This is a genomic window from Ilumatobacter sp. (assembly GCF_046290335.1).
GTDB lineage: Bacteria > Actinomycetota > Acidimicrobiia > Acidimicrobiales > Ilumatobacteraceae > Ilumatobacter_A.
Genome location: NZ_JBKAGH010000003.1, coordinates 294773 through 309938 on the forward strand (window position 1 = coordinate 294773; position 15166 = coordinate 309938).

A 15166-nucleotide genomic window follows, 5' to 3' on the forward strand; every position below is an offset into this window, starting at 1 on the left:
TGGTGCGTGAGGCTGGTGTTTCTGGCCGGGTCGCCGGGCCGATCAGTCCGGCGCGAGCGTCGTGGTGGGTGCCGCGGTCGTTGCCGGCACCGTGGTCGGGGTGCTGGTGGTCGACGGTGCATCGGTCGTAGGCGTCGCATCGGTCGTGGTCGGTGCCGGAGCGTTGGTCGTCGGCGGGGCCTCGGTCGTCTCCGGCGCGGGGGCTTCGGTCGTCGTGGTGGTGCTCGGTGGCACCGTGGTCGTGGTGGTCGTCGTGGCGTTCGGGTCGGGATAGTCGAACGACGGCAGCGACTCGGTTCTGCTGATGTCTTCGGGTTCCTTGTCGCCATTCCAGACGAGGATGCGATCACCGAGCGAGATGACGTCTTGGAAGTACTCCGAGATGTGCATGGGGATCCGGACGCAGCCGTGCGACGCCGGCTCGAGAGGAACGTTCTCGGCGCCGTGCACGGCGATGCCGTAGTTGAAGTACACGGGATCCCACATGCCGCCCAGCGGACTCACCCGCTTGCCCTGGACCTGTCGCTTGTAGGTGAACACGCCACCGGGGGTCTTCGCCTCGGCGCACACTTCCTTGGTCACCGGTTCCTCGAGTTCGCGACCCTGCGCGTCGGTGTCGTACGTGGCGGTCTCGCAATACGTCGCCGGCGTGCCGTCGTCGTCGAGTTCGCCCGACGAGATGTGCGAGATCAGCGCCGGCACGTCCTTGTGGAACACGATCAGCACCTGTTCGGTCAGGTACACCTCGGTGTGGTCGGTCTGCCCGTTGGTCGAACGGCGCGGCGCGATGATCAACTCGTTGCCGAGCACCTGCCACGCCTCGGGGGTGATGCGTCCGGTCGCCTCGCCGCGCGGGGTGCGCATCACGAGCTTCTCGAACGCCCAGACGGCCTGGGTGGTGAGCGACCCGTAGATGCCGTCGACGGGACCCGGGTCGAAACCGAGATCGACGAGGCGTTGCTGCACCATTCGAACGTCCTCGCCAGCGAGGCCCTGCGAGAGGGTGCGATCGAGTGGCGGTGTGGTCGGCGTCGACGTCGCTTCGGCAACGGTGATCGGATCGGTGGTCGACGTCGCCGGCATCGACGTGGTGTGGGCGAACGTGGTCGTCGTCGAAACGGTGGAGTCGGCTTCGGCCGAGCCCGCCGAATCGCCCCGGCTTCCGATGATGCCGATCCCCACCACCAGCACGATGAGCGCGATCGCCGCGACGATCGGGCCTTTCGGTGCAGGGGTCGGCGGGTCGGAGGGATTCACAGCCCACCGAGGTTACCGACCGATCCGACCGGCCGTCCGACGGCGGGTGCAGAGCGGGCGAACGTCACAGTATGAAACGGACGCGTTTCGTAGCGAAACGCTAGCGTTTCGCTACCGGTGGTCGTTGCTGCGCCACCCCGTCTCGAGGAATCTCATGTCCACCACCCTCCCGCAACCGGTCGAACTGCCATTGTTCGAACGCCCCGAGATCCACGCTCGGCGATGGTTCCTGCTCGGGATCATGTCGCTCAGCCTCGTTCTGGTCGTCATGGCCGTGTCGGGACTCAACGTCGCCATCCCGTCGATCCAGCCGGCGCTCGGCGCGACCAGCACCGACCTGCAGTGGATCATCGACTCCTACGCGATCGTGTTCGCCGGGTTGCTGCTGTCGGCGGGAGCGATCGGCGACCGTTTCGGCCGCAAGCGAGCGCTGCAGGGCGGGCTCATCTTGTTCGGCGTCGGATCGCTCGTCGGAACGTTCGCCGACTCGGTGGCGATGGTCGTCGTCGCTCGAGCGGTGATGGGTATCGGCGCTGCGTTCGTCATGCCGGCCACGCTCTCGATCATCTCGGCGGTGTTCCCGCCGCACGAGCGTGGCAAGGCCATCGCGATCTGGGCCGGGTTCGCCGGCGCAGGTGGCGCGCTCGGCCCGCTCGTCGTCGGGTTCCTCCTCACCGACTGGTGGGTCTTCCCGTCGTACTGGTGGGGCGCCGCGTTCTTGTTCAACGTCGTCACGGTCGCCATCGTGCTCGTCGCCGTGAGTATCTGGTCGCCGCGGTCCAAGGACGACGAGTCGACTCCGCTTGATCCGGTCGGCGCAGTGCTGTCGATCATCGGCTTCGCTGCGTTGCTGTTCGCGATCATCGAAGGGCCGGTCAAGGGCTGGACGAGCCTCGTGGTCCTCGGCTCGGCAGCGCTGGCCGCCATCGCGCTCGGCGGGTTCGTTGCCTGGGAACTGCGCTCGCCGACGCCGATGTTGCCGATGTCGTTCTTCCGCAACCCCGGCTTCTCGATCGGGTCGGGCGTCATCACCTTCGGGTTCTTCGTGATGTTCGGGTTCTTCTTCCTCGTCACCCAGTTCCTGCAGTTCGTCCGTGACTACTCGCCGCTCGACGCCGGTGTCGCGACGTTGCCGCTCGCCGCTGCGCTCATCGCGGTCTCGCCGCGCAGCGCCGCGATCGCCGCCAGGGTCGGCGCGACCAACGTGATGTCGGTCGGCTTCGGATTCGTGGCAGCCGGCTTCGTCGTGATGTCGACCGTCGAGGCCAGCACCAGCTACCTGGTCATCGCGCTCTCCCTCGTCCTGCTCGGCATCGGCATGGGGATCACCGTCGCACCGGCCACGGGATCGATCATGGCGGCGGTGCCCTTGAACAAGGCCGGCGTCGGATCGGCCGTCAACGACACGACGCGAGAGGTCGGTGGCGCGCTCGGCATCGCCGTGCTCGGCTCGATCGCCAACTCGGCGTATCGCAGCGAGGTCGACCCGGCGGTGCTCGCGGGGCTGCCGGCCGAGGCGTCGGTCGCGGCGGGCGAGTCGATCGGCGCCGCGATCCAGATCGCCGCCGGGTTGCCGGTCGAGGTCGGTGGCGCGCTGGCAACCAGTGCGCGAGACGCGTTCACCACGGCGTTCTCGTCGTCGCTACTGTCGTCGGCGATCGTCGCGATCGTGATCGGCTCGATCGTGTTCGTCGTCGGCCGCCGAACCGAAGCGGAGTCGTCGTTCCTGCGCACCGACGACGAGATGCCACGAGATGCCTGACACGACACCAGCGACCGGACCAGACAGCGAGCCGTGCGCGGTCGATCCGCGTGTCGAGCGCTCCAAGCGGGTCATCTGCGAGGCAGCGATCGCGGAGCTCTCCGAGGTCGGATACGGCGCGATGACGATCGAGTCGATCGCGAAGCGTGCCGGGGTGAGCAAGGCGACGGTGTACCGCCACTGGGACGGCAAGCTCGACCTGATCGACTCGGCGTTGCTGCAGATCCGCGACAGCATGCACATCCCGACGTCGGGCACCGTGCGCGAACGCGTCACGGTGATGCTGACCTGGTTGGCCGAGTACCTCGCCGATCGCGATCGCTCGGGTTCGTTGCCCGCGATGATCAGCGCCTCGGTGTACGACGACTCGGTTCGCGCCTACCACTACCGATTCAACGCCGGTCGGCGTCAGGCGCTGGTCGACCTCCTCGACGAGGGTCTCGCCTCGGGCGAGCTGTCGACCGGCTGCACCGATGCGACCCTGCTCGCCGAGATGTTGGTCGGGCCGATCTTCTACGAGCGGCTGATGTCGAGCGAGCCCTTCGACCCGCAGCGGGTGCCTGAGGTCGTCGACATCGTCCTCGGCGCGGTCTGAACTGGACGCGCTGTCCTCGGCGCTCGTGCGTACCTGCGATCACGCCACCAGCGGCGTGCGCCAGTCGCGCCACGCGGGTCCGAGCGCATCGCGGATGTCGGCGGCTGCTGCGTCGCGTCGATTCCGGATCGTTCTCGGGGTCACCGCGTGGTCGCTGGCGGCACGTGACGGGCTGCCCGCTCTAGCCAGGTCGCGGATCGTCGCGAGATGGCGTGCAGCGACGCCGGCCCGCTCGGCTTCGGCGACGACCTCGGCGAGCGCCACGATCGGGTCGCGGGTGACTGCGGCTGCCGACCAATCGGCGAGCTTCCAACTCGGCACGAGTTCCACGTCGAGGCGCCGACGCCGCTGTGCGCGCTGGTAAGCGATCCAGATGACGTCCGACACGAGCGCCGGCGCGATGTGGTGCGGACGGCGCACCGGATCGAACGCCGCGATCGCCAGCCCTGCGGCGCCGATCAGGATGTCCATCGCTGCCTCGTTGCCGACGCGTCGACGCCACGACGCGGACCGGGAGATCACTGCGGGAAGGATCCGCTGCAAGACCACGCGGGCTGCGACCTCGTCGGATCGGGCGATGGTGACGAGTGCCGCGAGTACCGCGTCGGCGTCGTGGCAGACGCGATCGGTGGCGCGGACCAGGTCGTCGAGGTCACGGATCGACCGAGTGACCGCGGTGAGCGTTTCGCTCTCGGGTGTCAGCGTCGGCCAGTCGGCGACCCGCCGCAGCACTCGCCGTTGACGGCGCAGCACGTTCCATTCGTGGTCGAGCGCGACGAGCACCGGCGTGCTCAGCCTCGGCCGACGGCTGGTCGGGAGCGGCGCCGTGTCGGCGGCCGGGACATGGGTTGCTGGGTGGCGCGGGGCTGTGGTCATGGTGAACACCATGACGATCGGTGCTCACAGCGAGCCTCACCGCAGTCCTCACCACAGTCCTCACCACAGTCCTCACCACGAACCGATGTCGGCCTCACCGCCATCCACCGCCGGGCTCACCGCATCGTCATTCCATCATGGCGCCGACTCACAGCCCCTGGTCAGCGGTGCTGTGAACGGACGTGACGGGCGTCGACATGAAGAAAGCGGCGCCGCTGAAGATTCTCCGACGGGCTCCGTCAGTCCATCCAGCGGCGTCGGTGCGCGGGCTTCCCCTCGTGACCTCCGACGCCCCACGGAATCGGCATGGACGAACGTTCGCTCGCTCCGCTCACCGTCGTCGACCCCGACGGTGAGCCGACGACCATCTCCTCCATCGGGCCTTGCACGACCGCCGCCGAGCTCGCTGGCGCGATCGGGCTCGCAGAGTTGACCGTCGAGGGGCGTCGGGTCGCCGACGACGTGCCCATCTGCACGGTCGATGAACTGCGCATCGGCGCGCGTCTCGGCGGCGACCGGGCGGGTGACTCGACGGGGGAGTCGGTCGTCGAGCGAGGCGGTGTGGCGGTCGTCGAGATCGCCGTCGTCGCCGGCCCCGACTGCGCGCCTTGGCAGTCACTGTCAGTTGGCCGACACGTGGTGGGTCGGGCCCCGCACGCAGATGTCCGTCTCGGCGACCCGGCCGTCGAACTCCACCACGGCCTCCTCGACGTCGCCTCCGACGGCACCGTTCGCTTCACCCAGCTCGCCGGCGCCGTCTCCGCTCGCGTCGGCTCGACGCCCGTCGACGACGACCACGAGCTCGCCCCCGGCAGTCGACTGCGCCTCGGGTCGAGCGTCGTCGTCGTCCGGCCATCGCACCGGGACGGTGTCATCGGTTGCAACTCCGACTCGTCGGCCGAGCTGGCCGGGCTCGCCGAACACGGACGTGGGACGGCCGGTCTGCTCGCGCATCCGGTTGATCCATGGCGGCGGGTCGTGCAGCGGGCACATCGACCCCATGTCGGGAGCGACGCCGAGACACTGCAGGCACCGGTCCGGGCCGACGTGCCGAGGATGCCACCGATGACAGGGCTCGTTGGCGCAGCGGTCGCGGTCGCCGGTGCACTCGTGATCGCGGCGATCGTCGACAGCGCGCTGTTCGTGATCTTCGCAGGAGTCGGCGCGGTCGCAGCGGCCGCGACATGGTCGGTGAGCGCGATCGCTGTGTGCCGAGCGCGCCGGCGCTCCCGCCGCGACCACGCGGCCTCGTCGGCAGACTTCCTCGGCCGGCTCCGCACACTCGCCGATCAGCACGCCCGACAGCTGCGCGCCGAGCGCGGCGACCTGTTGAGTGCGATCCGCCTCGTCGACGACGACCCGTCAGCGTTGTGGTCGCGTCGGGTTCGTGGGCCGAGCCGTGACGACGAACAGGGCTCGCCGTTGACCGCCACGATCGGGGTCGGCACCGTTCGATGGACTCCTCCGATCGACTCGGCTGGCGACCTCGAGTTCGAGCTGACGTCGGCGGTCGAACGCGCGAGCCGCCTCCCCAGCGTCCCGGTGGCGATGGGCATCGAGTCGGGCGAATCGGTGGCGATCGACGGATCGCCGACGTCGACGATGGCGCTCACCCGCTCGATCGTCATCCAGCTCGCCGTCCACAGCGGCCCGGCCGACTGGCAGTTGCTGGTCGCGACCGACGACCCCGACCGATGGACGTGGGCCGACTGGCTGCCGCACGGCGCGATCAGGTCTCGCCACGCGGCAGTGCTCGATCGTGCCCGACTCGCCGACGAACTCGACGAGGTCGACCCCGACCGCCGAACGCTCGTCGTCGTCGACGACCCGACCTTGCTGCTCACCCGCACCGGGCCGCTTCGTCGGTTCCTCACCCGGCCGGGTGTGAGCGGACTCGTCGTCACGCGAGGTGAGCCGGTGCCAGCGATGTGTCGACGCGTGCACCACATCGGCGAAACCGGGCGAGGACGTTGGATCGGCGACTCCGGCGATACCGGCATGAGCGGCGACGGGATCGACGTCGCTGTGGCCGGTCTGTCGATCGACATGGCCGACCGCGTGGCGCGTCGTCTCGCCGCGCTCGTCGACCCCGAAGACCGCTCGGGTGGGGTGACCATGCCGACGACGGTCTCGCTGACCCAACTCGTCGGCGACGTGGTCGCTCGACCGGAGGCGATCGCACGTCGGTGGGGAGCGGACGGTGACGACCCCGCACCGGCGACGGTGCTCGGCCTCGGTGCAGACGGCGTGGTCGACGTCGACCTCGTCCGCGACGGACCGCACGGCCTGATCGCCGGTACGACCGGTGCCGGCAAGAGCGAACTGTTGCGGTCGCTCGTCATCGGACTCGCCGTGTCGGTGAGCCCGGCGCATCTCAACTTCGTGCTCGTCGACTACAAGGGTGGCTCGACGTTCGATGCGTGTGTGCGTCTGCCTCACACCGTCGGTGTCGTGACGGATCTCGATGACGGGCTCGCGGAGCGAGCACTCGCCAGCCTGACGGCCGAACTGCATCGACGCGAGTCGCTGTTGCGAGCCGTCGGAGCAGCCGACCTCACCGCCTACCGTCGCGGTCGTCACCGGCCGGGTATCGCCCGTCTGGTCGTGGTGATCGACGAGTTCGCCGCACTCGCCGCCGAACTCCCCGATTTTCTCAGTGCGTTGGTCGGCATCGCTCAGCGCGGGCGCAGCCTCGGCGTGCACCTGCTCCTGGCGACGCAACGGCCAGCTGGCGTGGTGAGCGACGAGATCCGAGCCAACACCAACCTGCGACTGGCGTTGCGTCTCAACGATCGTGGTGACGCCGTCGACGTCATCGGCGATGCAACCCCCACCACGTTCGGGCGCAGTGTTCCCGGCCGCGCAGCGATGCGCCTCGGGCCCGACGAACTCGTCGTGTTCCAGAGTGCCTGGTGCACGGGCCCGATCGTCTCGTCGGCCGGTGGCCTCACGGTGGAACGTCGGCGACGGGGCGACGCGTCGACCGCTTGCGTCTCCGGGACGAGCGGGACCGGGCGGACCGAGCTCGAGGTCGCGGTCGACAGTGTCGTGCAAGCTGCGTTCGTCCTCGACCTCGCGGCGCCGCACCGCCCGTGGATCGACCCGCTGCCGCACCCACTTCCGGCCGAAATGCTGGGGGAGTCGCCGGGATCTGGCGTGATCGGGCTCATCGACCAGCCGGAGCGACAACGGCGCGCCCCGCTGCGATGGCGGCCCATCGATGGTTCGCTCGCGCTCGTCGGTTCGCTGGGTTCGGGCACGACGTCGACGTTGATCGCGCTCGCCGCCGCGACCTGCCGGGATCGAGCCCCCGACGACGTGCACCTCTACGTCATCGACGCTCGGGGCGACGACGTGGTGCAGGCGCTGGCGGGCCTCGCGCACTGCGGCGGGGTCGTGCGCCTCACCGACGGCGAGCGACTCCATCGACTCGTGGCGCGCCTCGCCGCCGAGATCGACCGGCGCTGCGACGGCGCGGCGGGGAGTGACCGCGACGTCGTGCTGATGATCGACGGCTGGTCGAGTCTGCGCGCCGCGTTGTCGAGCGTCGAGCGGACGGACACGTTCGAGTTGCTGCGGCGCGTGGTGCACGACGGGCCCGCGGTCGGTGTGGTGACGATCGTGACCGATGACGGCGGCACGTCCCTGACGGCGGTCCCGGTCGCCGACCGGTGGGTGTTCCACCTCGCCGATCCGACGATCGCACGCGGCCTCGGCATCGCGCGTTCGCCGATCGGGTCGGGTCGCCCGGGCTCGCTCGTGGTCGCCTCGTCGGGCCACCTCGCGCAGGTCGCGGCGGGAGCCCCCGGGCTCGCGAGCATCGCAGGGCGCGACTCGGCGACGAGCGGTGGGCCCGACACCATCGCCTCACTCCCGGCGATCGTGATCGCGCCCACCGATCTGCTCGCGCACTCCGGCTCGACGTGGGGCTCGATGTCGGGCTGGATGTCGGGCTCGACGTCGGGCTGGATGTCGGGTTCGTGCGAGCGACGCCTGCTCCTGGGACTCGATGCCGAGCACCTCGCGCCGGACGGCCTCGCACTCGGGCCAGGCGATGCGGTGTTGATCATCGGGCAGCCGAGGACCGGCGTGTCGACGGCGCTCGATCGATGCGTCGCCGCATGGCGATCGGCGACGTCTGCCAGCACCGGCTCAGCCGCCGCCCGCGGTGATGGTGATGGTGACGGTGATGGTGATGGTGATGGTGCCATCGTGCGCGTCGACCGACGCCAGGCGCTGACACCCGAACAACTCGACGTCGACACCGACCTCCTCATCGTGATCGACGACGCACACCGTGTCGGTGACTCGAACGGGCTCCTTGCGTCGATCATCGCCGGCGACCATCCGCACGTGACGCTGCTCGCCGGTGCTCGCGCCGACGCTGTGCGCTCCGGCTATGGCCACTGGACCCGTGGTGTCGCGGCCGGCCGCTGCGGCCTGGTCATGACGTCGCGCGGCGACCCCGACGGCGACGTGTTCGGCGTCACGGTGCCGCGGCGATCGTTGATCCCGGCGCGACCTGGCCTCGCGTGGGTCGTCGACTCCGGGCCGCTTCGCCAGATCCAACTCGCTTGCTCTCCACCGTGATGCCCTCACCGTGATCCCCGCAGGCTCGCGGCGCCACGGTTCGTGCCGCGTTCATGACAAGATCGCGAACCCAGGGAACCAAACGGTGCCCTCAGGCGTTTGGAGAGGTGACCGCGATGGCGACCGAGGCTCGTGAACCCGACTCGGAACCGCCCGCGTCGCGTGCCTCGAGTACCCCGGAGGTCGGTTCCGCCGACACCGACATCGCGATGTTCGTCGGCGACCTCACCGTCGACGGGGGCCTCGAGTTCGACGAGTTCTTCCGAACCCGCCACGACGACGTCGTACGAGCGCTCGCACTCACCCTCGGTGACACGACGCTCGGACGCGATGCCGCAGCGGAAGGGTTCGCCCGTGCGCTGCAGAAGTGGCGTCGGGTCGCTCGCTACGACAATCCGGCGGGCTGGGTCTACCGAGTCGGGCTCAACTGGGCTCGGTCTCGTTTTCGCAAGACCCAGCGCGAGGTCGCCGAGTCCGCGGCGACGGGTCCGAACGAGCCCCACACGATGATGGGCGAGATCGAACCGCGGTTGACGCCGGCGCTCAAGGCGCTGTCGATCGATCACCGCGCCGTCATCGTGGGCCGCTTCTACCTCGACTGGTCCGAAGCCCAACTCGCCGACGCCCTCGGCGTCAAGGCGGGCACCGTCAAGAGCCGTCTCCACCGAGCGTTGGCTGAACTCGCCGCCACGCTCGGCCCTGACTGATCCGCTCGCACGTTCATTGCACTTTCATCGTTCGCACACCAGGAGCCCATGACATGACCGAATCTGATTCCTCGACCGGCAGCTCGCCCGACACCGCCGCCCTCCGGCGCTCGCTCGAATCCGCAGCCACGCGCATCGACATCGGCTCGATCGACGAGACGCGCCACGTCGTCGAACGCACGGCCGCCCGCCGGCGCCGTCGGTCGACCGCACTCGTCGGCATCGCCGCGGTGGCGACGCTCGTGGTCGGCGGCGTCGTCGTCACGAACATCGTCGGCGACGACGACGGGGACGATCGCATCGTCAGCGCTCCCGCCACCGAGCCGCCCGCGGTCGAGGAACCCGGAGCGACCGACACCACGCAGGACGAGGCGGAAGCGGCGGCGCCGGGGACGGCTGGCCCGGCCGCGGCACCGGCCGGGTCCGACGCCTCGACGGTGACGGTCGATGTTCAGCCCGCCGCGGCGTCGGCGTCGGCGTGGACCTCGGAGACGGTCATGCCGTGGAAGGACGGATTCCTCATCGTCGGACAGGAGCAGTTCCTGCAGCCACTCCCGTCGGAGTTGCCGGAGGAGATCACCGCGCTGTTCCCGGACGAGGTCATCCAGTTCTTCGAAGAGGTCGGCGGGCTTCCCCCGACGATCCAGGAAGCCACCGAGTTGCTCACCGACGCGGGTCTCTTCGACGAAGTGGCCGACGTCGTGCTCTCCAACCCGGAGGTCAACGACTTCATCTACAGCCAGCCGTTGCCGCAGCCCAGGTCGTACGCCAGGGTCTCGTCGGACGGCGTCACCTGGACCGACGTCGAAGTCGACCGGCCGGTGTTGCAGTACCACGCAGTCAGCACCGGTGACCGTCTGGTTTCCTACGAGCTCGAGACGGACCGGGCGACCTCGGGCTCGTTCAACCCGCTCGACTCCGCAGCGGAGTTCGTGCCGCCCGTGACCACTGCGGTGATCGTGACCTCGACCACCGACCTCGAGACGTGGACCGACGTCCGCATCCCGGTCGAGGTGCCGACCGACGAGCTGCCGCCGTACGTCCAACGCGAGGTGTATCCGGGCCAACTCGTCGCCAACGACGTCGGTTGGGTGCTCGACGTGACCGAGAGTCGGTACCCACGCGTGGAAGCGTTGCTGGCCGACACGATCGGGTTCGACATGGAACGGTATCCGTACGGCTACAGCACGTATCCGACCGAGGACGGGGTCGTGCTGCAGACGTTCGACGAAGACGGCACGGGGACCGAAGCGACGTACACGTGGGACGACCTCGGTGTCGACCCGCTCTTCGACGCATTCGACGGTGCGCTCGGCAACGAAGTTGTCACCCGATGGTCGGCGACGTGGGGTGGTGAGCCGACGGCCGTCGAGCTCGAACCCTTCCGGTACGGCCAGCTCTTCGCGTTCGGGTCCGGGGTGCTCTCGTTCGACGACTCCGAGTTCTCGCTGTCGACCGACCTCGTCACTTGGACGCCGGTCGGGAACCCGGGCGCTCCCGGTGCGTGGCCGATGGCGCTGATCGATGCGGACACCGGGCCGGTGATGATCTTGCGCGGCAACGACGGGTCGCCATCGGCGTACTCGTTCGACACGACGACGCTCACCTGGTCGCCCGTCGACCTCGACCTCCCGGACGGGTTGTCGACGTGGAGCCCGGGCTCGTCGGCACTGCTCTACTCGATCGAGATCTACGACGAGTCGTACGAGGTCGACGTTCCGTTCGAGGACCTCGACCTCTCGTTCGAGAACGACACCCACCGCCTCGACGTCACGATCCGCGAGGACTCGCAGTCGTACGCGCTCGTCGATCTCGCCACCGGCGAGACCGTGGCGACCGAGACCGTCGAGGGCGCCGACGTGAACGCCTCGGAGATCCCCTTCGACGGCATCGACCAGCAGCCGGACGGCGGCATCACGATCGTGTCGCTCGAGACCGGCGAGGCGATCACGACGTTCAGCACCGACCAACTCGCCAGCCCGCCGGCTGGCACGGAAGCTCAGTCGACGACGACCTACGTCGAGGGGGAGGCGGAGTACGCCCAACCCGAGATGTACGTCCTGGCAACCCACGACGGCGTGTGGCTCAACGAGTCGTTGGACGTCATCTCGCCCGATGTCGACTCGGCGAACGGACCGACGATGCCGAACGCCGTCGCCGCCAACGGCAACGTCGTGGTCGTGGCGATGAGCGACGGCTCGACGGTGCGATTCGAGTTCTGATCCGAGATCCGTTCACCCGGGGACGCGAGACGGGACCCGGTGCCAGGCACCGGGTCCCGTTCACTCGGGGGGATGTGGTGGCGAGCTCAGCTCGCCGTGGTCTCAGCTCGCCGTGGTCTCGATCGCCGGCTGGGAGTTCGAGCCGCCGTTGGTGATGTTGATCTTGCGTGGCTGGGCCTTCTCGGCCACCGGGATGCGCAAGGTCAACACACCGTCGGTGTAGTCGGCTTCGATGCCTTCGGCATCGAGACCGTCGCCGAGGGTGACCTGACGGCGGAACGTGCCACGCCGACGCTCGGCGAGGTACAGCTGGTCGCCATCTTGGCGCTGCCAGTTGCGCTCGCCGCTGACCGTGAGGACGTTGCGCTCGACGGCGACGTCGAGGCTGTCGGCGGCGACGCCGGGAAGGTCGAGGTGGACCCACACGTCGCCATCACGGCGATAGGCGTCCATCGGCATCGAGTTGCCGGCGGCACTGACGCTGCCTCGACCGGTGAGCTGGTCGAAGAGCGAATCGAGTTCACGGAACGGGGTGTTCATGACGAGCATCGAAATCTCCTTGTCGTTGCGGGGCCACCCGAGGCGGCCGGATCGGTTGCTGCTTCGGTCGATCGCTCCCGGTGGGTGCGGCGAAGCTGAGAAAGATGATATGCAGCGACTCAGCATTAATGCAACGTATCAGTCATGAAAGTTGCGCAACGGGTGACCGTCAGCGTCGGGCGACCCGGCCTCGCATGGCGGCCGAGGCCAACCCGAAGCTGACGGCCGTGACGAGCAGGATGGCGAGCATCCCCTTGCCGAGTTCGCCCCACTCCCAGTCGGGTGAGAGCAGACTTCGGAGCCCGGCGAGCACGTACGTGACCGGGTTGTAGGTCGCCACCGTCGCCAGCCAGCCCGTCAGCGCTTCCTTCGGCAGGAACGTGGTCGTCAGGAAGGCGAACGGGAAGAACAGGACGAACGACGAGTTGACGGCCGCGGGGTTCCCCGTCTTGAGCGCGATGGCGTACGGGAACCCGGCGAACGCCAAACCCCACGCCGAGCCGTACAGCAAGAACGCGATGATGCCGAGCACGCCGGTACCGAACTCGACGCCGAGGATCAGGCCGAGCGCGGTGACCGGGATCGCCAGCATCATGACGGCCATCAGGTCGGCCACCATCAACCCGAGCAACAGCATCGGGCGGCGGATCGGGGTGAGCAGCAGCCGGTCGAAGTAGCCGCTCTGGATGTCGACGACGAGCGCGCTCGCTCTCGAGACCCCGGTGACGGCGAAGATGATCGCCACCGGCAGTTGGAACGCCTTGAAGTCGGTGACGACGCCCGACGACTGCGCGAAGTCTTGCAGTGCGCCGATGTTGACCACGAAGAAGAACACCGGGATGATCAGCGCCGGGATGAAGAACTCCGGTTCGCGGAACACGCTGCGACACGAACGCTTGGCGATCGTGCGTAGGTCGTGCACGATCGACGCTCGCCGAGCGAGTGGCTCGTCGTTCGTGGTCGTCGTGGTGTCGTTCGTTGCGGTCATGACGCCTCCTCTCCGTCGGTGCTGGGGGTGCCGGCCGACAACTTTGCGCCGGTGACGTCGAGGAACACGTCGTCGAGCGTGGGCGTGCGCAGCGTGAGCCCTCGGACGGCGATCTCCTTGGCGTTGAGCGCCACGGCCACCGCCGCGATCGACGACGCGCCGCTGGCGGCGGCGGCGAGGAGTTCGTTGCCGTGGGTGTCGACCGACTCGATCCCGTCGATCGCACGCACGACGTCGGCTGCTGCCGTCGTGGCCGCGTCGTCGCCGTCGACCTCGACGATGATGAGGTCGTTGCCGATGGAGCGCTTCAGGTCGGTCGGTGTGCCTTCGGCTTCGAGCTTGCCTCTGGCGATGATGCCGACGCGGTCGGCCAACTCGTCGGCCTCCTCGAGGTACTGCGTCGTGAGGAAGATCGTCATCCCCTCGCGGTTGAGCGAGCGCACTTCGTCCCACACCGCCTGACGGCTCGCCGGGTCGAGGCCGGTCGTCGGCTCGTCGAGGAACAGGATCTGCGGCTTGTGGATCAGCGACATGGCCAGATCGAGCCGGCGCTTCATGCCGCCCGAGTAGGAGCCGACTCGATCGTCGATCGCCGTGCCGATGTCGACGAGCCCGATCACGTCGTCCATGCGCTGGGCGGTGTGCTTCGCGGACAGGCCGTAGAGGGCGGCCTGCAGTTCGAGCATCTCGCGGCCGGTCTGGCGGCCGTCGATCGACGAATCCTGCAAGGCCACGCCGATGCGCAGCCGGATCTCGCCGGCGGCGTCGGCCACGTCGAAGCCGGCGACACGCGCCGACCCGGAGGTGGGGACGAGCAACGTGCACAGCATCTTGACCATCGTCGACTTGCCGGCACCATTGGGCCCGAGGAAGCCGTAGATCTCGCCGTGGTCGACGTCGAGGTCGATGCCGTCGACGGCGAGGTTGTCGCCGAAGGCCCGTTTGAGTTGTCGTGTGGTGATGGCGCTCATGTGGCGCTCATCTTCGCAGGACCGTGTGACAGTCTGCTGCTCGATCAGGTCGCGGTGTCGGGTGCGCAACAGACCGTTTCGGACGCGGCAGCGCCGACGCTGGCGAACTCGATCGTCTCGGCATCGCCGGTCTTGACGTACCACTCCCAGCGAGCGCCCTCGGGCGACTCGAGCCAGGTCTCGGTCTTCTCCGCGAAGCAGCAGATGGTGTCGTCGACACCGGTGGTCTCGAGGCCGGACGCCGACAGGCGCGCCTCGGCGGCGGCTACCTCGCCACTCGATAGCACCTCGACGCCGAGATGGTTCAGGTGCTGGAGTTCGTCGCCGTCGGGGGTCTCGAACAGCACCAGCTTGAGCGGCGGTTGGTCGATCGCGAAGTTGGCGTAGCCCGGTTTGCGCTTGGCGGGGGTGGCGTCGAACATCTTCGAGTAGAAGTCGATCGCGGCCTCGAGGTCGCGGACGTTGAGGGCGAGTTGCAGTCGCATCAGGATCTCCATCGTGGGTTGGTGCTCGCCGGTGGCGAGCGGGCTGGCGTCCGTCGAGCTTCGAGCCGCAGCTCTCATATCGGCGATGTTCGATACGATATCAACATATCGACCGATGTCAATATGAAATCGGAAGGCGGGGAACTGCGCGATGGGCCCGTGTCGAACGTCGC

General features: G+C 68.6%; 11 protein-coding genes. 5 read left to right on the plus strand and 6 right to left on the minus strand.

Annotated elements, in window-relative coordinates:
- Positions 1-42 precede the first annotated feature (42 nt).
- Positions 43-1257 carry a peptidoglycan-binding protein gene (locus ACE37B_RS13950; protein WP_409923932.1) on the minus strand — a complete coding sequence of 405 codons (1215 nt, stop codon included), beginning with the start codon at positions 1255-1257 and terminating at the stop codon, positions 43-45.
- 154 nt (positions 1258-1411) lie between these two features.
- On the opposite strand from ACE37B_RS13950, the gene ACE37B_RS13955 reads away from it, so the two are divergent.
- A complete protein-coding gene (locus ACE37B_RS13955; RefSeq protein WP_409923933.1) occupies positions 1412-3019 on the plus strand; it encodes an MFS transporter in 1608 nt (535 codons plus the stop codon).
- On the plus strand, positions 3012-3614 hold the full coding sequence (locus ACE37B_RS13960; protein ID WP_409923934.1) for a TetR/AcrR family transcriptional regulator: 603 nt from the start codon (positions 3012-3014) through the stop codon (positions 3612-3614). Before ACE37B_RS13955 ends, ACE37B_RS13960 begins: the two co-directional genes overlap by 8 nt.
- Before the next feature lie 39 nt (positions 3615-3653).
- On the opposite strand, the gene ACE37B_RS13965 is transcribed toward ACE37B_RS13960, so the two are convergent.
- Positions 3654-4490, minus strand: a complete 837-nt coding sequence (locus ACE37B_RS13965) for a hypothetical protein (RefSeq protein WP_409923935.1) — start codon at positions 4488-4490, stop codon at positions 3654-3656.
- 306 nt (positions 4491-4796) lie between these two features.
- On the opposite strand from ACE37B_RS13965, the gene ACE37B_RS13970 reads away from it, so the two are divergent.
- From ACE37B_RS13970 to ACE37B_RS13980, 3 genes are all read left to right on the plus strand, one after another.
- Positions 4797-9080 carry an FtsK/SpoIIIE domain-containing protein gene (locus ACE37B_RS13970; RefSeq protein ID WP_409923936.1) on the plus strand — a complete coding sequence of 1428 codons (4284 nt, stop codon included), beginning with the start codon at positions 4797-4799 and terminating at the stop codon, positions 9078-9080.
- Between the two features lie 116 nt (positions 9081-9196).
- The gene (locus ACE37B_RS13975; RefSeq protein WP_409923937.1) at positions 9197-9787 is read left to right on the plus strand and encodes a sigma-70 family RNA polymerase sigma factor; all 591 of its coding nucleotides are present in this window, start codon (positions 9197-9199) and stop codon (positions 9785-9787) included.
- A gap of 53 nt (positions 9788-9840) precedes the next feature.
- Entirely contained in the window at positions 9841-12009 is a 2169-nt protein-coding gene (locus ACE37B_RS13980; RefSeq protein ID WP_409923938.1) for a hypothetical protein, read from the plus strand.
- A gap of 102 nt (positions 12010-12111) precedes the next feature.
- Here the strand turns inward: ACE37B_RS13980 and ACE37B_RS13985 are convergent, their stop codons facing one another.
- The 4 genes from ACE37B_RS13985 to ACE37B_RS14000 form a co-directional block, all read right to left on the minus strand.
- Positions 12112-12558 carry an Hsp20/alpha crystallin family protein gene (locus ACE37B_RS13985; RefSeq protein ID WP_409923939.1) on the minus strand — a complete coding sequence of 149 codons (447 nt, stop codon included), beginning with the start codon at positions 12556-12558 and terminating at the stop codon, positions 12112-12114.
- Positions 12559-12718: 160 nt separating this feature from the next.
- Positions 12719-13537, minus strand: a complete 819-nt coding sequence (locus tag ACE37B_RS13990) for an ABC transporter permease (protein ID WP_409923940.1) — start codon at positions 13535-13537, stop codon at positions 12719-12721.
- Positions 13534-14508 (minus strand): ATP-binding cassette domain-containing protein, encoded by a 975-nt coding sequence (locus tag ACE37B_RS13995; protein WP_409923941.1) that lies wholly within the window; start codon positions 14506-14508, stop codon positions 13534-13536. The genes ACE37B_RS13990 and ACE37B_RS13995 overlap by 4 nt, the downstream gene beginning before the upstream one ends.
- Positions 14509-14552: 44 nt before the next feature.
- Positions 14553-15071: an ArsI/CadI family heavy metal resistance metalloenzyme gene (locus tag ACE37B_RS14000; RefSeq protein ID WP_409923942.1), complete on the minus strand. Its 519-nt coding sequence runs from the start codon at positions 15069-15071 to the stop codon at positions 14553-14555.
- Positions 15072-15166 lie beyond the last annotated feature (95 nt).

Coding starts and splice junctions, on each gene's coding strand:
- ACE37B_RS13985 (WP_409923939.1), bottom strand. CDS start 12,558: ATGCTCGTCATGAACACCCCGTTCCGTGAACTCGATTCGCTCTTCGAC.
- ACE37B_RS13980 (WP_409923938.1), top strand. CDS start 9,841: ATGACCGAATCTGATTCCTCGACCGGCAGCTCGCCCGACACCGCCGCC.
- ACE37B_RS13965 (WP_409923935.1), bottom strand. CDS start 4,490: ATGACCACAGCCCCGCGCCACCCAGCAACCCATGTCCCGGCCGCCGAC.
- ACE37B_RS13975 (WP_409923937.1), top strand. CDS start 9,197: ATGGCGACCGAGGCTCGTGAACCCGACTCGGAACCGCCCGCGTCGCGT.
- ACE37B_RS13970 (WP_409923936.1), top strand. CDS start 4,797: ATGGACGAACGTTCGCTCGCTCCGCTCACCGTCGTCGACCCCGACGGT.
- ACE37B_RS14000 (WP_409923942.1), bottom strand. CDS start 15,071: ATGAGAGCTGCGGCTCGAAGCTCGACGGACGCCAGCCCGCTCGCCACC.
- ACE37B_RS13960 (WP_409923934.1), top strand. CDS start 3,012: ATGCCTGACACGACACCAGCGACCGGACCAGACAGCGAGCCGTGCGCG.
- ACE37B_RS13955 (WP_409923933.1), top strand. CDS start 1,412: ATGTCCACCACCCTCCCGCAACCGGTCGAACTGCCATTGTTCGAACGC.
- ACE37B_RS13995 (WP_409923941.1), bottom strand. CDS start 14,508: ATGAGCGCCATCACCACACGACAACTCAAACGGGCCTTCGGCGACAAC.
- ACE37B_RS13990 (WP_409923940.1), bottom strand. CDS start 13,537: ATGACCGCAACGAACGACACCACGACGACCACGAACGACGAGCCACTC.